The sequence below is a fragment of the Glycomyces buryatensis genome (genome assembly GCF_004912275.1).
Lineage (GTDB): Bacteria > Actinomycetota > Actinomycetes > Mycobacteriales > Micromonosporaceae > Glycomyces > Glycomyces buryatensis.
Window position 1 is genome coordinate 66,259 of record NZ_STGY01000042.1, and the last position, 17,852, is coordinate 84,110.

The 17,852-nt window shown below is 70.7% G+C and carries 17 protein-coding genes and 1 pseudogene; 5 read left to right on the forward strand and 13 right to left on the reverse strand.

Features of this window, described 5'->3' with window-relative positions:
* Positions 1 to 92: 92 nt before the first annotated feature.
* Genes FAB82_RS10710 through pdhA form a run of 3 tightly spaced genes read right to left on the reverse strand, consistent with a single transcriptional unit; the run spans position 93 to position 3,560 of the window.
* Positions 93 to 1,424 (reverse strand): dihydrolipoamide acetyltransferase family protein, encoded by a 1,332-nt coding sequence (locus tag FAB82_RS10710; protein WP_136534535.1) that lies wholly within the window; start codon positions 1,422 to 1,424, stop codon positions 93 to 95.
* Between the two features lie 10 nt (positions 1,425 to 1,434).
* Positions 1,435 to 2,409 carry an alpha-ketoacid dehydrogenase subunit beta gene (locus tag FAB82_RS10715; RefSeq protein WP_211116510.1) on the reverse strand — a complete coding sequence of 325 codons (975 nt, stop codon included), beginning with the start codon at positions 2,407 to 2,409 and terminating at the stop codon, positions 1,435 to 1,437.
* The gene (gene pdhA, locus FAB82_RS10720; protein WP_136534536.1) at positions 2,409 to 3,560 is read right to left on the reverse strand and encodes a pyruvate dehydrogenase (acetyl-transferring) E1 component subunit alpha; all 1,152 of its coding nucleotides are present in this window, start codon (positions 3,558 to 3,560) and stop codon (positions 2,409 to 2,411) included. Before pdhA ends, FAB82_RS10715 begins: the two co-directional genes overlap by 1 nt.
* Before the next feature lie 194 nt (positions 3,561 to 3,754).
* On the opposite strand from pdhA, the gene FAB82_RS10725 reads away from it, so the two are divergent.
* Together FAB82_RS10725 and FAB82_RS10730 are read left to right on the forward strand one after the other, a co-directional pair.
* Complete coding sequence (locus tag FAB82_RS10725; RefSeq protein ID WP_136534537.1) at positions 3,755 to 4,279, forward strand: hypothetical protein; 525 nt, start codon at positions 3,755 to 3,757, stop codon at positions 4,277 to 4,279.
* 193 nt (positions 4,280 to 4,472) lie between these two features.
* Positions 4,473 to 4,973 carry a hypothetical protein gene (locus FAB82_RS10730; RefSeq protein ID WP_211116511.1) on the forward strand — a complete coding sequence of 167 codons (501 nt, stop codon included), beginning with the start codon at positions 4,473 to 4,475 and terminating at the stop codon, positions 4,971 to 4,973.
* 95 nt (positions 4,974 to 5,068) lie between these two features.
* On the opposite strand, the gene ddaH is transcribed toward FAB82_RS10730, so the two are convergent.
* Both ddaH and FAB82_RS10740 read right to left on the reverse strand, forming a co-directional pair.
* On the reverse strand, positions 5,069 to 5,920 hold the full coding sequence (ddaH, locus tag FAB82_RS10735) for a dimethylargininase (protein WP_211116512.1): 852 nt from the start codon (positions 5,918 to 5,920) through the stop codon (positions 5,069 to 5,071).
* A 146-nt stretch (positions 5,921 to 6,066) separates the two neighbouring features.
* Entirely contained in the window at positions 6,067 to 6,957 is an 891-nt protein-coding gene (locus FAB82_RS10740) for a helix-turn-helix transcriptional regulator (RefSeq protein WP_136534538.1), read from the reverse strand.
* 153 nt (positions 6,958 to 7,110) lie between these two features.
* On the opposite strand from FAB82_RS10740, the pseudogene FAB82_RS28580 reads away from it, so the two are divergent.
* Positions 7,111 to 7,887, forward strand: a pseudogene (locus tag FAB82_RS28580) (NAD(P)H-dependent oxidoreductase); the annotation flags it as partial.
* Between the two features lie 446 nt (positions 7,888 to 8,333).
* Here the strand turns inward: FAB82_RS28580 and FAB82_RS10750 are convergent.
* The 8 genes from FAB82_RS10750 to FAB82_RS10785 all read right to left on the reverse strand — a co-directional run bounded on the left by FAB82_RS10750 (position 8,334) and on the right by FAB82_RS10785 (position 15,077).
* Positions 8,334 to 8,813: an Rv3654c family TadE-like protein gene (locus tag FAB82_RS10750; RefSeq protein ID WP_136534539.1), complete on the reverse strand. Its 480-nt coding sequence runs from the start codon at positions 8,811 to 8,813 to the stop codon at positions 8,334 to 8,336.
* The gene (locus FAB82_RS28360) at positions 8,810 to 9,472 is read right to left on the reverse strand and encodes a TadE family type IV pilus minor pilin (RefSeq protein WP_281276893.1); all 663 of its coding nucleotides are present in this window, start codon (positions 9,470 to 9,472) and stop codon (positions 8,810 to 8,812) included. The genes FAB82_RS10750 and FAB82_RS28360 overlap by 4 nt, the downstream gene beginning before the upstream one ends.
* Positions 9,469 to 9,621: a DUF4244 domain-containing protein gene (locus FAB82_RS28585; RefSeq protein ID WP_211116529.1), complete on the reverse strand. Its 153-nt coding sequence runs from the start codon at positions 9,619 to 9,621 to the stop codon at positions 9,469 to 9,471. The genes FAB82_RS28360 and FAB82_RS28585 overlap by 4 nt, the downstream gene beginning before the upstream one ends.
* A 594-nt stretch (positions 9,622 to 10,215) precedes the next feature.
* Positions 10,216 to 10,842, reverse strand: a complete 627-nt coding sequence (locus FAB82_RS10765; RefSeq protein WP_246039572.1) for a type II secretion system F family protein — start codon at positions 10,840 to 10,842, stop codon at positions 10,216 to 10,218.
* Positions 10,842 to 11,504 carry a type II secretion system F family protein gene (locus FAB82_RS10770; protein WP_136534541.1) on the reverse strand — a complete coding sequence of 221 codons (663 nt, stop codon included), beginning with the start codon at positions 11,502 to 11,504 and terminating at the stop codon, positions 10,842 to 10,844. Before FAB82_RS10770 ends, FAB82_RS10765 begins: the two co-directional genes overlap by 1 nt.
* Positions 11,501 to 12,673: a TadA family conjugal transfer-associated ATPase gene (locus FAB82_RS10775; protein WP_136534542.1), complete on the reverse strand. Its 1,173-nt coding sequence runs from the start codon at positions 12,671 to 12,673 to the stop codon at positions 11,501 to 11,503. The genes FAB82_RS10770 and FAB82_RS10775 overlap by 4 nt, the downstream gene beginning before the upstream one ends.
* The gene (gene ssd / locus FAB82_RS10780) at positions 12,670 to 13,908 is read right to left on the reverse strand and encodes a septum site-determining protein Ssd (RefSeq protein ID WP_136534543.1); all 1,239 of its coding nucleotides are present in this window, start codon (positions 13,906 to 13,908) and stop codon (positions 12,670 to 12,672) included. Before ssd ends, FAB82_RS10775 begins: the two co-directional genes overlap by 4 nt.
* Before the next feature lie 272 nt (positions 13,909 to 14,180).
* Positions 14,181 to 15,077, reverse strand: coding sequence for an aldose 1-epimerase family protein (locus tag FAB82_RS10785; protein WP_136534544.1), 897 nt, complete (start codon positions 15,075 to 15,077; stop codon positions 14,181 to 14,183).
* Positions 15,078 to 15,433: 356 nt separating this feature from the next.
* On the opposite strand from FAB82_RS10785, the gene FAB82_RS10790 reads away from it, so the two are divergent.
* Entirely contained in the window at positions 15,434 to 16,522 is a 1,089-nt protein-coding gene (locus FAB82_RS10790) for a citrate synthase 2 (RefSeq protein WP_136534545.1), read from the forward strand.
* A gap of 160 nt (positions 16,523 to 16,682) precedes the next feature.
* On the forward strand, positions 16,683 to 17,795 hold the full coding sequence (gene serC, locus FAB82_RS10795) for a phosphoserine transaminase (RefSeq protein WP_136534546.1): 1,113 nt from the start codon (positions 16,683 to 16,685) through the stop codon (positions 17,793 to 17,795).
* Positions 17,796 to 17,852 lie beyond the last annotated feature (57 nt).

Sequence of the window (17,852 nt, forward strand, 5' to 3'; positions counted from 1 at the left end):
GAAAACTTCGAAGGTATGTTTCCTCGTTGTTTCCGTGCCTCAATTACAACACCGAAAACCTTGATCCGCCAACGAATCATCGGTGCCCTTGATCACGTCCAGGCGAGCAGTGTTTCCCCTGGTCGTGATAGGAACGCGCCGATGTCCGCGAGGAACTGGGAGCCCAGTTCGCCGTCGATGAGCCGGTGGTCGAAGGACAGTCCAAGGGTCGTGATCTGGCGGACCGCGATCTCCCCTTCGTGGACCCACGGCTGGGGCCGGATGGCACCGAACACCAGGATCGCCGACTCTCCCGGCGGGAGGATCGGGGTGCCGGTGTCGATGCCGAAGACGCCGACGTTGGTGATCGAGAACGTCCCGCCGGACATGTCGGCCGGGGTGGTCTTGCCCTCGCGCGCGGTGCGGGTGAGGTCGCCGATCGCGGCGGCCAGTTCCACCAGGCTGAGGCGCTGGGCGGCCTTGATGTTCGGCACGACCAGTCCACGCGGGGTGGCGGCGGCGATGCCGAGGTTGACGTCGTGTTTGACGACGATCTCCCCGGCCTCCTCGTCCCAGAACGCGTTGATCATCGGGTGGCGGGTCGCGGCGAGCAGCACGGCCTTGGCGACCAGCAGCAGCGGCGTGACCTTGACGTCGGCGAACTCCCGGCGGCCCTTGAACTGGGCGACCGTCTCCATCATGGCGGTGACGTCGCAGGTGAGGAACACGGTGGCGTGCGGGGCGGTGAACGCCGAGGCCACCATGTTCTGCGCGGTCAGCTTGCGCACGCCCTTGATCGGGATGCGCTCCTCGCCGCCGGGTTCGACTTCGCGGGCGATGCGGCTCGGCGGGGTGAAGACCGCCGGTGGCTGCGCCGCCGACTCGACGTCGGATCGGGAGACGGTGCCCCGCGGCCCGGTGGGGGTCAGCGAGGCGAGGTCGATGCCGAGGTCCTTGGCGAGTTTGCGCACCGGGGGCTTGGCGAGGACCGGCCCGGTCTGCGCCGGAGCTGAGGCCGGAGCCGGAGCCGGTACCTGGGGCACGACCGGTGCCGGAGCCTGGGCCACCGGTGCGGGCGCTTCGGCGCCGGACTTGCGCTTGCGGCGCTTCGGGGCGTGCTCCTTGGCGCCGTAGCCGACCAGGTTCGGGGTGCGCTTGTCCCCCGATTCCTTCGCGGGTTTGTCGGTGGGCGGCGCTTCGCCCTCGACCTCGAAGGTCGCCAGGGGCGAGCCGACGTCGACCGTGTCTCCCGGCTGCGCGTGGTGCTCGGCGAGGAACCCGTCGTACGGGCTGGGGACCTCGACGAGGGCCTTGGCGGTCTCGACCTCCACGAACGGCTGGTTGAGCTTCACTTCGCCGCCGGGCTCGACGAGCCATCCGGCGACTTCGCCCTCGGTGAGTCCCTCACCGAGGTCGGGCAGATTGAACGTGATCTTCTGACCCATGTCCCGCTCCTCAGTACTCGAATGACCGGTCGACGGCGTCGAGCACCCGGTCCAGGTTCGGAAGGTAGTCCTCTTCGAGGCGGCTCGCCGGATAAGGGACGTCATAGCCCGTCACCCGCAGCACGGGTGCCTCCAGCGAGTAGAAGCACTGCTCGGTGAGGCGGGCGGCGACCTCGGCGCCGATGCCGTGCGAGCCGGGGGCCTCATGGACGACGACGGCGCGGCCGGTGCGGCGCACCGAGGCCTCCAGCGGCTCCCAGTCGATCGGGGAGAGCGAGCGCAGGTCGATGACCTCCAGGTCGCGTCCCTCCTCGGCGGCGGCCGCGGCGGCATGGAGCGCCACGTCGACGGTGGGGCCGTAGGCGATCACGGTCGCGTCGGATCCGGAGCGGACCGTCGCGGCGTCATGCAGGCCCAGGGAGGACTTCTCGGTGTCCACTTCGGCCTTGGCTTGGTAGCGGCGCTTCGGTTCGAAGAAGATCACCGGGTCGTCGCTGGCGGCGGCCTGCTGGATCATCCAGTGGGCGTCGTTCGGGTTCGAGCAGGCCACGACCTTGAGCCCCGCGGTGTGCGCGAAGTACGCCTCGGGGGATTCGGAGTGGTGCTCGATGGCGCCGATGCCGCCGCCGAAGGGAATGCGCACGACCACCGGGAGGCGCACGCGCCCGCCGGAGCGATTCGGCATCTTCGCGAGCTGGGAGACCAGCTGGTCGAAGGCCGGGTAGACGAAGCCGTCGAACTGAATCTCGCAGATCGGCCGGTAGCCGCGCAGGGCCAGGCCGATCGCGGTGCCGATGATGCCGGACTCGGCCAGCGGCGTGTCGATGACCCGATCGGAGCCGAAGTCCTTCTCGAGTCCGTCGGTCACGCGGAAGACGCCGCCGAGACGGCCGACGTCCTCGCCCATGATGAGGGCCTTGGGTTCCCTCTCGAGCACGGTGCGCAGCCCGGAGTTGAGGGCCTTGACCATTGACATCGTCGTCATCAGGACTCACTCCCCTCGTCGAGCGAGGCGCGGAAGGCGACCGCCTCCGCGCGCTGGGCCGCCAGCTGCGGCACCGGTTCGGCGTACACCGAATCGAACATCTCGCTCACCTCCGGGTCGGTCAGGCTGATCACGCGGTCGCGCAGCTTTCGCACCTCGCGGTCGGCCTCGGCGTCGATCTCGGCGAAGTAGTCGCCTCCGGCTAGGCCCTCGGCCTCCAGCCAGGTGCGGTAGCGCAGGATCGGGTCCTTGGCGCGCCACTGGTCGAGCTCGGCCTCGTCGCGGTAGCGGGTGGCGTCGTCCGAGGTGGTGTGGGGCTGCATGCGGTAGGTATAGGCCTCGATGAGGCTCGGGCCCTCGCCGTGGCGGGCCCGGTCGAGCGCGCTCTTGGTGACCGCGTACGTCGCGAGGACGTCGTTGCCGTCGACCAGGATGCCCGGGACGCCGAAGCCCGCGGCCCGCTGGGACGGCGGGACGAGGAACTGGCGGGCATTGGTCTCGGAGATCGCGTACTGGTTGTTCTGGCAGAACAGCACCAGCGGCGCGTTGAACACGCCGGCCCAGATGAGCGCCTCGTTGAAGTCGCCCTCGGAGGTGGCGCCGTCGCCGTGGTAGACGACGACCGCTTCGCCCTCGTCGGAGCCGACCGCGCCGTCCTTGGCCACGCCCATGGCGTAGCCGGCGGCGTGGAGGGTCTGGGAGGCGATGACGATCGAGTACATGTGGAAGCGGTCGGCGGCCACGTCGCGGCCGCCGAGGTCGACGCCGCGGAACAGCGCGAACGACGACAGCAGGTCGATGCCGCGGCACCACTGGACGCCGAGCTCGCGGTAGGCGGGGAAGACGGTGTCCTGCTCGCGCAGGGCGCGGCCGGAACCGACCTGGGCGGCCTCCTGGCCGAGCAGGCTCGGCCACAGGCCGAGCTGGCCCTGACGCTGGAGGGCGGTGCCCTGGGCGTCGAGCTCGCGGGTGATGACGAGGTCGCGGTAGAGGCCGCGGTACTCCTCGTCGGACAGGTCGAGGGCGTAGTCGGGATGGTCGACGCGCTGCCCTCCGGGATTCAGCAGTTGGACGAACTCGGGTTCGTTCGCTGAGGCGGATTTCCGACGGTTCTTGGCCGTCTTCTTGGCTGGACGCGGTTGGTCGCCCATGTTGGCCTCCTCATATTGATATTCCGGTGTATCCAAGCATCTCAAAGCCTTGGGCGGTGCGCGTCACACCCGCCATCCGATTACTATTCGTGGGCTGACATTCAACGCTGAGTAACAATTCTCGCCTTAGCCTCCGACATCATCGGTCCTGAACGGCCGTTTCGTCGCACGGGGGTGGCAGGAAGGAGCACGCCGTGCGCCGGACACGCAGCGACCAGGGGGGACGCTGGCCGTGGGGAATCTGGCTCGCTCTGGTGGGGGTGAGCGCCGGGACGGTGGGGTCCTTCGCGGTGGTCGGGTGGGCGTTCACCAGCGCGGCCGGGCTGTACGACGGCAGCGGCGGCGGCGCGCCGCTCGAATGGGAATCCGAGACGATCGTGATCGAGGCCGAGGAGGCTCCGCCCGGCGGGCCGTCCGACGGCGAGTCGCCCGGGGCGGCGGGGGACTCGCGCGCAGAACCGGGTCCTGAGCCCTCGGCCGCCGAGCCGCAGGTCGCCCCGGCGCCGGGGCGGACCGAGACCGAACCGGAGCTGCGACCCGAGTCGGATCCGGAGTCGGATTCGGTGACCGATGCGGAACCGCCGCAGCTGATCCCGATCGAGAGCGGCCACGGACGCGACTGCGAATCGTCCGCGCCCGGACATTCCCCGGGCGGCGAGGAATCGCTGCCCGATTGGGCCCAGGACAACCTGCCGGAGCTGATCCCCGACTTCGAATAGGCCGGACCGCTCCGTCGGCAAGGCGGCACGGGCTTGCACTTGAGCTTGGACTCGGGCGCGGACTCGCTCAAAGGAGTGAGCCTGGGAAATCCCCACCCGCAGCCGTAACTTGCACATGCGGATTTCCGTTAAAGGTTTCGAGAGCGCATCGCTGAGTGATGAACGCACACGGACACCTGTGGGGTACAAGCACATGGACCTTTTCTCCCGCACCATGCTCGCCTCCTCGGCCGAGGCCGGCCTGACCACGACGGCACTGGCCCGTCATGTTCCACTCCTCGGCCGCAATATCCCGGCCGGGGACCGCGTGTCACTGCTGACCGGATGCATCGGCTCCGACGGACTCGGCAGCGGCGACCACATCCTCATGCTGACCTCGCAGCGCCTCGTCGTCACCAGGCAATCGCGTCTATTGGGGCGGGTCAGGCTGTGCCTGGACGCGCCGGTGTCGGCGGTGGAGAACCTGCGCTGGTCTGCCGACCCGAACGGGCCCGGCGTCGAGCTCGACTTCACGGTCCTGGAAGGTCCCGACGCGGCCGAGCCGCACCGCTGGCACTTCTGGCTGCCGGCCTCCCACGCCAAACGCGTATGGCGAATCGACGCGCTGCTGGCGCGGGAGTTCCGCCGCCCGGGCGCGAACTCGACCCGCGAGCGTCCGCAGACGGGATTCGAAGCGACCCTGACGGCGGCCTGACGAAGCCGGCGCGCCGCCCCTGGCTGGAGGGGAAGCGCGCCGGCGGCAGGTCGGAAGCGGCCCGGGGTGATCGCGGTTCGCTCGGCGACGATGCGTCAGCGGCGCAGTTCGGCGGTGCAGCATTTGACGCTGCCGCCGCCCTTCTTGAGCTCCGAGAGGTCGACCGGCACGGGTTCGTAGCCGGCGCCCGAGAGCTTGCGCTGCATGCCGACGGCCTCGGCGTTGACCACGACGTTGGCGCCGTCGGAGACGAAGTTGAGGCCGAATGCGGCTGCGTCGTCGGCGTCGGCGATGACCGCGTCGGGGAAGAGCCGTTCGAGCAGGAGGCGACTGCCGGGGGCGAAGGCGTCGGGGTAGTAGGCGATGCGGTCGTCATCGAGGGGCGCCAGCGCGGTGTCGAGGTGGTAGTAGCGCGGGTCGACCAATTTCAGCGAGACGACGGGGTGGCCGAAGACGTCGGCGGCCTCGGCGTGGGCGCGGGCGTCGGTGCGGAAGCCCCAGCCGGCGAGGATGAGCTCGCGGCCCGGCAGGTAGGTGAAGTCGCCTTCGCCTTCGTTGGTGTGCTCGGGCTTGATGACGGTCCATGTGGCGGCGCGGTACCACTTCTCGTGGGAGTCGGCCTCGGGCGAGCGTTCGGGGTAGCGGAAGCGGGCGCCGTAGGCGATGCCGTCGACGGCGAAGGCGCCGTTGGCGGCGTAGACCATGTCGGGGAGGCCGGGTTCGGGCTCGATGTGCAGGACCTCGTGGCCGAGTTCGGTGTAGACGGCGGCGAGGGTGTTCCATTGGGCGCAGGCGAGGGCGGTGTCGACGGGGGTGGAGGTGTCCATCCATGGGTTGATCGCGTACTCGACGGCGTAGTAGGCCGGCTTGCACATGAGGTAGGTGCGCCGGCGACCGGACGCCCGGGTCGCGGGCGCCTGGTCGGGGGAGAAACCGTGTTGGGTCATGGCGCGAGTTTAAACAGAGGATGCGGCTCTGTGCCCGTGGCGGCGCCGCGAGTCACTGATGCCGTCGAGCACCCCCGCGCCCCGCGTCGGGGTTTCGGTGGGAACCGTGTCGATAGCCGCCGAGCAGGCCGGTGACCGGGGAGCCGTCAGTGGCGAGGGGTTTCCGGGGCGGGGTGGGCGTCGCCCGGTTGTTCGCGGACCTGAGCGTTCAATGTGGGATGCGCGTTGCCGCCGTCCGCGCCCAGGCCGGCGAGCAGGCGCAGCCCGTCCTCGGTGGTGCTGCCGGGGGCCGCGGACAGCACCACCAGCTCCATGCCCGATTCGTCTGGTAGCGCGAAGTTCTCCTGGTGCAGCTCCAGCAGTCCGACCAGCGGGTGCCGGTACGCTTTGCGTCCATGTGCGCGGGCGCGCACGTCCGCGCGGGCCCAGAGGCGGCGGAACCGCTCGCTGCCCATCGCCAGCTCGCCGATGAGCGAGGCCAGGCGGGGGTCCTCGGGATACTTGCCGGCGGCCAAGCGCAGGTGCCCGACCACATTGAGGGTGCACTGGTCCCAGTCGACATAGAGGCCGCGCTCGGCCTCCTCAAGGAATAGGTGCCGGGCGGTGTTCCAGCCCGGCACCGGCAGGCCGTAGAGGAGCCGGGCCAGACGGTTCCCGGCGAGCACGTCCAGGCGATGGTCCATGATCAGCGCGGGCGCGTCGGCGACCAGGTCGAGGACGCGCCCCAGTTCCGGCCGGACCCGCCCGCCCGGCACCTTCGCGCGGCGGCGGCGCTGCCTCGCGAGCCGGTAGAGGTGCCCGTTCTCGGTCTCGTCGAGCCCGAGAACGCGGGCGAGCGCGTCGAGGACCTGCTCGGAAGGCTGGGTCGCGCGGCCCTGCTCCAGGCGTACGTAGTAGTCGACGCTCACTCCGGACAGGTGCGCGACCTCTTCACGGCGCAGCCCTTCGACCCGGCGGAACCTGTCGGTGGGGATGCCGAAGGCCGCCGGGTCGACCCGGGAACGCCGGGTCCGCAGGAAGCCCGCGAGATCGTCCATGGCCCAAGTATGGCCTCGGTGGCGCCGGTGAAGGTGGCCCTGCCATTACCAGGAAGTCCCGTCCGACGGAAGAAGCGCCCCTGAACGCCGGGCGGCGCGGCGCCCAGAATCGAAGGCACCACGTCCGAAAGAAGCAGCGCCGAAGGAGTTCCCATGAAGACGCTGATCGTCTACGCCCACCCGGAGCCGAAGTCGCTCAATAGCTCACTGAAGGACCTCGCGGTGTCCACGTTGGAGGCCGCCGGGCACGAGGTGCGGGTGAGCGATCTGTATGCGATGAACTGGAAGGCGATCGTGGACGCCGCAGACTACGGGCCCCACGCCTCAAGTCCGCTGAGGGTCGCCCGGGACTCGGGCCGGGCCTTCGACGCTGGGGCGCTAACCCCGGACGTCCTCGCCGAACAGGAGAAGCTGCTGTGGGCCGACACGATCGTCTTCCAGTTCCCGCTGTGGTGGTATGCGATGCCCGCGATCCTCAAGGGCTGGGTGGACCGGGTTTTCACCTACGGCTTCGCCTACGGCGTCGGCGAGCACAGCGAGACCAAGTACGGCGAGCGCTTCGGCGAGGGCACCCTCGCGGGCAGGAAGGCGCTGCTGTCGGTGACGGTCGGGGGCCCGCAGTCGCACTATGCCGCCCGCGGGATCAACGGCCCGATCGACGATCTGCTGTTCCCGATTCACCACGGCATCCTCTACTACCCGGGCATCGAGGTGCTGCCGCCGTTCGTGCTGTACGGCACCGACCGGACGACCGACGAGGACTACCCGGTCATCGCCAAGGCCTGGGAGCAGCGCCTGCTCACCCTGGAGTCGACCGAGCCGATCGCGTTCCGGCGGCAGAACTTCGGCGATTACGAGATCCCCTCGCTGCACCTGAAGGAAGGGCTGGAGCCGGCGGACCGCACGGGTTTCGGGCTGCACGTGCGCGGCTTACGGCCGGCCCTGCCGGCCCCGCCGGTAGCAACCCGCAACTCGCTTCCCACTCCCACTCCCACTCCCACTCCCACTCCCACGATGCTGGGCGCGGACGCCAGGCAGGCTGAGGCGGCTCGGCGGCTCGACCCATTCCCGATACAGCATCCCAGGCGGGGCCAGATCGAATTTGAATCGATCCCCACTGAACACCCGCAGGGTCAACTCATCTGCAACAGGTGGAGCCGGAACCAACTCAGAACCCCCTCCCCTCCCCCCCCTGCCCACCCACCCACCACCGCCTACCAACCATTTCGAGAGCGGGCTCTCGCCCGCGCGGGGATCCGGGTCCGGTTCGGCGTGCTCGGCAGTACCGGTTCCGGGGCTTTCGCCCGCGTGAGGATCCGGGTGCGGGGGCCAGCTCCCGCACCCTCATCGACCCGCTGAGTCCTGGTTCATCTCCTCTAGCCTGCCGTTACCGGGCCCGCCCTTGAGACTGCTCGGGCCGGGCCGAAGGCCCTTGGGATTCCGTTCGCTTCCTCAGTCACTCGGATCGTCACCTCCAGGTCGTTGACCTCGCAGCTTTCGAGTTCGGCGCTATTGGCCGCCACCATCGCCGCAGCGGCCGCACAGGCCTCCTCGTCTCCGAACAGGACCTTCGCGGCTCCTGCCAGCGCGGCCGCGTCGGCGGCTCCCTGTGCGCGATGCCTGGCCGCCGTGGCCTGGCCGACCGCGGCGAACGCCACCGTCGACACCACCAGGGCCGCCACGACACCGACCGCGAGCACCGTCGCCGAGCCTTCCTCCCCGCAGCCGGCCCTTCGGCCGTCCCGGGGCCCTATTGCGGTCCGGAGTGCGTTGGGGCGTTGCTTGTCCCGTTCGGCTTCGTTGGGAAGGTCGCATTGCCGCTTGTCGGCTCGATCGGGCCCGGCCGCACGGTTCATTCGGCCACCCCCGGTTCGAGTGGTGCGGTTGCCACTGCTGTCACGTCCATCGATGGGGCGAGCGGACCCAACGGCCGCGACGGCGCGGTCACCGTGGCTCGCGCGAGCCCGGCCTCCTGGGATATGGCGACCGACGCGCCATCGGGCAGGTACGCGGCCGCTGCGGCCTGGGCGTTCTCGCCCCTGGCGGCCGCGATCGCGGCGCTGTTGGCTGCGTCGATCGCCCGGACCTTCACCCCGACGGTCGAGATCGCCCACATCCCCAGGGCCAGCACCGCCACCACGGCCGGGAGCACCGCCGCCAGTTCGGCGGTGACGAGTCCCCGTTGGCCGTCCGCTCCCGACCGGCCGCGCCGAGACGCGCGAGGCCTGCCGTTCGCGCCAGAACCCGCTCGCCGTCCCGCTCGCTGACTGGCTCGCCGTGCAGATGAAAGACCTGTGCGGCTGCCGTCGCCAGAGCGGCGGTGCGGGGATGACCCGCGGCGGCCGGGGCCTCCCGCTCGGCGGCGTTCGGTGGGAAGGCACGGTGGTCTTCGCCGTGGAACATCCACATTGTGGCGACGAAGCCGGCTCTCAGGCTGCGCCCGTGCACCGTCAGGTGGTTGCGCCGCTTGGTTCGGCCGCTGGCCCGGCGCGGGCCGGATCTGGGCCGCCGTCATGACAGGGCACGTTCGATGAGGGCCGACAGCGCGCTTTGGACCGTGCCCGAGGTGAGGACTTTCAACAGCACTCCCGCGAAGGCGACCGCCGCCAGAGTCCCCACGGCGTATTCCGCGGTGCTCATGCCGCTCTCTCCGCCACCGCGCATCTTGGAGGCGAACTTCCCGCCCCAGCTCGGTTTGGTCACGCCTTTCATGCGGCCCGGGCTCCATTCGTCCTCGCGCGGGCGGGGCCGCGGGCTCGGGCGGTGGGTCTGGGCGGCTTCGGATCGGGTACGGCCGGTTTCGCCTTCGGTGTTTCGGATCGGGGTCTTGCAGCAGCTGAGTTGGGACGGCTTGCAGGCGGCGTCTCCGCGACCGCCGCTGTTCGAGCGGGGCGTGCGCTGGCGCGGTTCGGTGTTGCCGTCGGCGTTCGGACCGGTCGCGGTCCGGCACCGTTCGTCGCCGCCATCGATGTTCGAGCCGGTCGCGGTCCGGTCACGTTCGCCGCCGCATGGGCGGGGCGACGTCCTGGTGCCGAAGTCGGTGCCGCGCTGGTCCGGTACGGAGTGGATCGGGAGTTTGCAGGCGGTCATGGTGGTGTCTTCTCCGGTTTCATTGCGGTGCTCGACGGGTCGGGCCGTGGTGGTCGGGGTGAGTGCGGTGGTCTGAACTGGTGCGGTGGTCTTGGCGGGTGTGGTTGTCGGGACTGTTGCGCTGTTCGCGGTCATGCGGTGTTGCCTTTCTTCTCGGTGGTGTTCGGTTCAGATTCCGGTGCCCACGGTGTCGGCGACGATGCCGAAGACCACCGGGCCGATGCCGGCGATCACGAAGGCGGGCAGGAAGCACAGGCACAGCGGTCCGATGAGGGCCACGGCGGCGCGTCCGGCGCGTTCCTCGGTTCGGGTGCGGTGCTCGGCTCTGAGTGAGGCCGCCAGTTGTTCGAGTCCGGCGGCGATGGCCGCGCCGGAGTCACCGGACCGGTCGAGCTGTTTGGCGAGCCGGTCGGCACCGGGCAGGCGCCCGAGTTCGGGTGCGGCCTCGGCGGCGGTGGCGCCGAGGTGGATGGCCTGGGCGAAGCGGGCGAGCCGTTCGCCGATCGCCGGTTCGTCGCTGCGGGCGACTGCGAAGGCCGCCTGAGGGAACGGGGCTCCGGCCCGCAGTCCGGCGGCGAGCAGGTCGAGCGTCCAGGGCCATTCAGGAGCGAGGCGGGCCGCGGTGGCCTTCTCGACCCGGTCCGGATCGGTCTTGAGCAGTCGTGCCGTGAGCCACCACAATCCCAATCCGACGGCGATTCCGGTGCCGCCGCCGATGACGACGACCGCAGCCGCCCCCGTCAGCGGGGCGATGCTAAACCTGGCGGTCGCTGCGATGCCGGCCGGTGCGCGCATCACGCTGCCTCCGTTCCGACCGAGGCGATCAGCGCCCGAGTCCAGGCAAGGCCCGCTCCTTGGAGGACGATCGCTCCGGCCAGGCAGGCGATGCCCGCCCAGCTCGCCAGGAGGAAGGCGACGGCGTCGATGCCGAGCGATTCCCCCAAGGCGACTCCCGCCGCGGGCAGGACCGTCAGCAGGCCGGCGGTGGCGCGGATGGAGGCGGTCTGGGCCCGGCCTCTGGCGGCCGCCTGCTCGTCCTCTCGCAGGTGGTCGGCGAGACGGCGGCACAGCTCCGCCGCCGGAGCGCCGAGCTCGGACGCGACCGACCAGGCCGCGTTCAATCGCCTGGCGGTGGACCGGGCACCGCGGGGCCAGTCCGGTTCGATCGCGGCGATCGCGCGGGCCGGGTCCGTCCCGGCGGCGAGATCGGCGGCCAGGTAGGCGACGGTGTCGGCGGCGCCCTGCCGGGCTTCGCGAAGGTGCTGGCGGCGCAGGGACCGGTGCCAGGCGGCCAGGGCGGCCGCGGTGTAGACGGCGGCGAGGACACCGGCGGTCACAGCGGCGAGCGCGCCGAGCCCGGAGGCGAGCCAGGCGGCGGCGATGGTCGCGGCCGTCGCCGCTGCGGCGGCGGTGCGCTTCGGTCGGTGGATCATCAGAGCTCGGGCGATGGCGTTCATGAGTTCCGCTCCCTCAGCAGGCGTTCGAGGATGCCGGCGGCCGGTCCGGGGCCGTGGCGGGTCCAGGCGGTCGCGACGGTCAGACCGCCGGACCTGGAGGTGTCGGTGTCGATGACGGCGAGTTCGGCGACCTGACGGCCGTTTCCGCATCGTCGCAAGTGGATGATGACGCGGAGGGCGGCGACGAGCTGGGCGTGCAGGCCGGCGCGTGGCAGCCCGTGCGGGAGGGCCAGGGCCTCCAATCGCGCCGGGACGTCGGCGGCCGCGTTGCAGTGCAGGGTTCCGGCCCCGCCTTCATGTCCGGTGTTGAGCGCGGCCAAGAGTTCGCTGACCTCCGCGCCCCTGCATTCGCCGACGACGATGCGGTCGGGCCGCATCCGCAGGGCCTGGCGCACCAGCGATGCGAGGTCCACTTCGCCGGCGCCCTCGATGTTCGCCGGCCGCGCTTCGAGGGTGAGCGTGTGGGGATGGTCGGGCGCGAGCTCGGCGGCGTCCTCGACGATGACGATCCGCTCCGCATCGTCCGCGCAGGACAGCAGGCTCGCCAGCAGCGTCGTCTTCCCGGTGCCGGTCCCGCCGGTCACGACGAACGGGAGCTTGGCTTTGACGATGCGCAGCAGCACGTCGGCCAGGTCGGCGGTGAGTGTGTCGGCAGCGACCAGTTGCGCCAGCGTGAAGGCTTTCGAGCGGTGGGTTCGGAAGGACAGGAACGGGCCGTTCGCGGCGATCGGCGGCAGGACCGCGTGGAAGCGGGTGCCGTCGGGCAGCCGGACGTCGGCGTACGGGTTGCCCGCGTCGAGGCGGCGGCCCGCCGCTGCCGCGAGGCGGCAGGCCAGCGAGCGGATCGATTCAGTGCCGCCCAAGGCGACCGGCGCGGGCCGCAGTCCCTCGCCGCGGTCGATCCACACCCCGTCCTCCCCGTTGACGACGACGTCAGTGACGGTGGCGTCGTCCAGCAGCGGCTGGAGTGCCCCGGCGCCGGTGAGGTCGTCGGCCAGCGCGGCGGACAGGTCGAGGAGCCCGCGCTGGTCCGGGGGTGCGGCGCCGGATTCGCAGAGGGCGCGGACGATGTCGGCTTTGGCGGTGCGGCCGCGCTGCTCGCCGGGTGCGGCCGGGTCGGTCTGGGCGGCGAGTTGGCGGCGGATCCGATCCAGCAGTTCGCGGTTCATCGCACCGACCCGGCCCGGTCGGCGGCGCGCCGGGAGCGTTCGCCGCAGGCGGTGCGGGATTGGACCAGTTCGGTCCCGAGCGCGTCGACGACGCGGGCGGTGCGGCCTCTGGGAAGTCGGCCCTGCCGCAGCCGGGTCGGCAGGTTTCGGTCGGTGGGCATCTGCCCCCAGACGGGCAGGACGGTCGCGTCCTCGGGCTCGGTCCGCTGCGCAGCCCGGGCCCGCGCCGGAGTCGCGTTCTTGCGCGAGGCGCCGGCGGGCCGGGCGTGGCCGGCGCCGGTGGCGGTGCGCCGGACGAGGCCGAGGCGGGAGGCGTGGAGGCCGTAGGCGGTGCGGACGCTGCGGGCGGCCTCCCAGTTGCGTTCGCCGGGGGCGACGAGCAGTGCGACCGAGCGGGCGGCGCTCGCGGCGCGGATCGCGGCCTCGCTCGGTTCGCGCGGCAGGTCGGTGACGATGAGGTCGGCGGCCAGGCGGGCGGCGTGGAGGACCCGTCCGACGAGTTCGGGGTCCACGCCGGCGGGGTTGTGCGGGTCGGGTCCGATCAGGTAGAGCTCGCCGCGCTGGGGGAGTCCGGCGAGGAGTCGTTCGGGTTCGAACGGGCCGGTGGCGCCCGCCAGGGAGGGCCAGCGCCAGCCCGATTGAGAGGCCAGTCCGGCGGCGGCGTCGATGCCGCCGCCGGTCACGTCGAGGTCGATGAGGACTGCTCGCTTGCCGCTCTGGGCTGCGGCGGTGGCCAGGCCGAGTGCGAGGGTTGAGGCGCCGGCCCCGCCGTGCCCGGCGACCGTGGCGACGACCGGTGCGAGTGTCACGGCGCGTTTGGCGCGGGTGAAGCGGTCGAGGAGCCATTCGGCGCCCTCGGGTACGGCGATCACGTGGTCGGCGTGCAGTTGGATCGCCATGGGCCACAACATGGACGTGTCGGCGGGGTCGGCGCCGAGCCAGGCCATGGTGGTGCAGAGGATGAGTCCGGGCCGCTCGGGGAGGCGGTGGGCGAGGCAGTCGGGGGCGACGTCGGCGCCGACGATGACCAGGGGCGCGCGTTGCCATCGCGGTTCGGCGTCGCGTGGATGGCGGACCCGGTGGAGGGGGTGGCCGGTCGCGGCGGCGAGGGGCGCGACGAGTTCGGCGAGGCGGTCGTCGCCGGTGATGAGCAGGGATTCCGAGGCGAGGCCGACGGCGGCACCCTGTGGTTGCCGGGTGGTTGCTGCGGGTTTGAGGGTCGAGGTCGCGGCCATGATCACTCCTACATTCAGTGGCGGATGTGTGCCTTGGAGTAACCATGTCCGGCAGTGTCAAGGGTTGGCAAGAAAAACTTTTGAGGCTGTGGATAACTTCCGGCGAAAGGTCGATAAGGGACATTTCAGAAAGCACGTTTCGGTGCTGGACCGGCCGCGCCTGTGGATAACTCGGCGTGTCGTACGCGAGTGGACGTCATCTCCCGATATGGAGGGACAAAGACGAGTGAGGGACCGTCGCGATGCGACGGTCCCTCACTCGATTGGAAACGCTATTCGGGACGGATGCCCCACACGCCGAACCAGGCCTCGCTGGGGGACAGCTCGACCACGTCCTCGCCGCTGGCGAGCGCGTTCGGCGGGCAGGTGGTCGGCTCGATCGCGACCGAGGCGCGGTTGCGGTCCCCGTCGAGGCCGTCGGCGGTGTAGATGTGGACCCAGTCGAAGGACTCGTCCATCCACACCGTGACCGCAGAGCCCGAGACCGGGTCGGCCAGGCGCACCTCGGCCTTGCCGTCCGAGCCGCGGGTCAGGCCGCCGTAGCAGTCGTCGATGACGTGGTCCTTGAGGACGGTCGGCTTGGCGAGGTCGCCGGCCTCGTCGCCCACCGGGATCTGCTGCTTGTCGAGCTTGAGCTTCTTGGAGGCCGGGACGTGGAGCGTGGCCTCGTCGATGCGCTCCAGCGAACCGGGGACGAAGTAGGAGTGGGTGCCGATGCCGAACGGCAGCGTGCGGATACCGGGGTTCGAGACGGTGTGCGCGGCGCGCAGACCGCCGGGGCCGATCGACCAGCGCGTCCGCAGCAGCATCGTCCACGGGTAGCCCAGCCGCGCCGGGAGGCGGCATTCGAGGGTGACGGAGGTTTCAGTGACCTCGACCGCCGTCCACTGGGCCCAGGCGACGAAGCCGTGGAGGGAGGTGTTCGTCTCGATCTCGTTGACCGGGAGCTGGAAGTCCTCGCCGCCGAAGGAGTAGCGGCCGTCGCGGACGCGGTTGGGCCAAGGGGCCAGGACATGCCCCGACCAACCCGGGGCCAGCTCGTCGTCGCCGTAGCTCATGACGATGTGGCGCCCTTTGTAGGTGTAGGAGCGCACGCCGCCGCCGACGGCGACAATGGTGGCCTCGTGGTCGGCATAGGCGATGGCCCATTGTTCGCCAGACAGCGCCATCGGGGGTACCTCCATGTTGTTCGCGGTGCGCAGGATGTGCTTTGACGTTAGCTCATGTCCGATGACCTGCGGCACGCGTGTCGATGTGGGCGAGATCGCAGCGAACCGTCGAAACCAACAAGACTCGTTATCGAAACCCTCCCAGTAAAACCGACAAACTAGTATAAATACCCACGCTCACGTCGCCTGTCTCATATTTTGCGCGCCTTCTAGGACGCCTGTGAGGATCACCCTGCGGGCGCGGGGACTTCCGTCCACTCCCGGCTTGAGGCACCATTTCACAAATAACTACCAACCGTCGCCTCCCGGAAGCCCCCGGTCGGCAACCACAGGGACAACCACTCAGGAGTACAACGATGTCTGAGTTCAAGCCCGGCCTCGAAGGCGTCATCGCCTTCGAAACCGAGATCGCCGAACCCGACAAGGAGGGTGGATCGCTCCGCTACCGCGGTGTCGACATCCAAGACTTGGTCGGCGAGAGCACCTACGGCGATGTCTGGGGGCTGCTGGTCGACGGCCGCTTCGGCGACGGCCTACCCGCCGCAGAGCCCGTACCCGTACCGGTCTCGTCCGGCGACACGCGCGTCGACGCCCAGGCCGCCGTCGCCATGCTCGCCCCCTACTGGGGCCTCAAACCCCTCCTCGACATCGACGACGCCACCGCCCGCGACGACCTCGCCCGCGTCTCGGTCACCACACTGTCGTTCATCGCCCAGTCCGCCCGAGGAGCCGGCCGCCCCGCCGTCCCCCAGTCGGAAATCGACAAAGCCGAGACCATCACCGAGCGCTTCATGCGCCGCTGGCGCGGAGAACCCGACCCCCGCCACGTCGAAGCCGTCGACACCTACCTCATGTCCGCCGCCGAGCACGGCATGAACGCCTCCACCTTCACCTCCCGCGTCGTCGCCTCCACCGGCGCCGACGCCGCCGCCGCCATCTCCTCGGGCATCGGCGCACTCTCCGGTCCGCTCCACGGCGGCGCCCCCTCACGCGTCCTGCACATGATCGAAGGCGTCGAGAAATCCGGCGACGCCGAGGGCTACGTCAAGAATCTCCTCGACTCCGGCGAGCGCCTCATGGGCTTCGGCCACCGCATCTACCGCGCCGAAGACCCCCGCTCACGCGTGCTCCGCGCCGCCGCCAAGCGCCTGGGGGCGGCCCGCTACGAGGTCGCCGAGGCACTGGAGGCCGCCGCACTCGCCGAACTCCACGCCCGCAAGCCCGACCGCGTCCTCGCCACCAACGTCGAGTTCTGGTCCGCGGTCCTCCTCGACTTCGCCGAGGTCCCCGCCGACCTGTTCACCCCGATCTTCACCTGCGCCCGCGTCGCCGGCTGGTCGGCCCACATCCTCGAGCAGAAGAAGCTCGGCCGGATCGTGCGCCCATCGGCCACCTACGTCGGCCCCGGCCCCCGCAAGCCCGCCGACGTCGAGGGCTGGAAGTAACACCCTCGACCGCCGCTTGACGACGGCCCGCGAGCCTCCCCCACCGGGGCTCGCGGGCCGTCCGTCTGTGTGCCGCCCGGCCACCAGGGACCACCGCGCGTATCGAAGCCGACCGATCGGGTTTACAGTGTGCGCAGGAACGACCAGAACGGAGCCGAACGTGACCGACCCGATCACCATCCCCGCCGACCTGCTGCCCGCCGACGGACGATTCGGCTCCGGCCCCTCCAAGGTGCCGTCGGCCGCAATGGGCGCGCTGGCGGGCATGGGTTCCTCCGTCATGGGCACCTCCCACCGCAAGAGCGCCGTCAAGAACCAGGTCGGGCGCCTGCGCTCGGGCCTGGCCGACCTGTTCTCGCTGCCCGACGGATACGAGGTCGTCCTCGGCGTCGGCGGCACCACCGCGTTCTGGGAGGTCGCCGTGTTCGGCCTCGTCCAGGACAAGGCGCAGTGCGCGACGTTCGGCGAGTTCGGCTCGAAATTCGCCAAGGCGATCAAGATCGCCCCGCACCTGGCAGATCCGACCATCATCACCGGCGAGCCCGGATCGGCGGCGCACCTGACCGCCGAAGACGGCGTCGACGTCTACGCCGCCCCCCACAACGAGACCTCCACCGGCGTCGCCATCGACGTCAAGCGCGTCGCGGCCCCCGGCCTGATGCTGCACGACGCCACGTCCGCGGCCGCGGGCCTGCCCGTCGACCTGAACGAGACCGACTGCTACTACTTCGCCCCGCAGAAGGGCCTGGCCTCCGACGGCGGCCTGTGGATCGCGATCATGAGCCCCGCCGCCATCGAGCGCGCCGAGCAGATCGCCGCCTCCGGGCGCTACATCCCGGCCTTCCTCGACCTGAAGACCGCGATCGACAACTCCCGCAAGGACCAGACCTACAACACCCCCGCGGTGGCCACGGTCGTCCTCGCCGCCGAGCAGGTCGACGCGCTCAACGCCGCCGGCGGACTCGACGCGGCCACGAAGCGCTGCGCCGAAAGCGCCGGCACCCTCTACTCGTGGGCCGCCTCGCGCGACTTCGCCGAACCGTTCGTCACCGACGAGAAGCTCCGCTCCAACGTCGTCGCCACCATCGACTTCGACGGCGTCGACGCCGCCGAGATCGCCAAGGTGCTCCGCGCCAACGGCATCCTCGACACCGAGCCGTACCGCAAGCTCGGCCGCAACCAGCTGCGCATCGCCACCTATCCGGCCGTCGACCCCGCCGACACGGCGAAGCTGACCGAAGCGATCGACTACGTCGTCGCCCAGCTCTCCTGACGACAACCCGCCAGGGCCGGACCGCTCCGCGGTCCGGCCTTCGCGCTTCCCCGGACC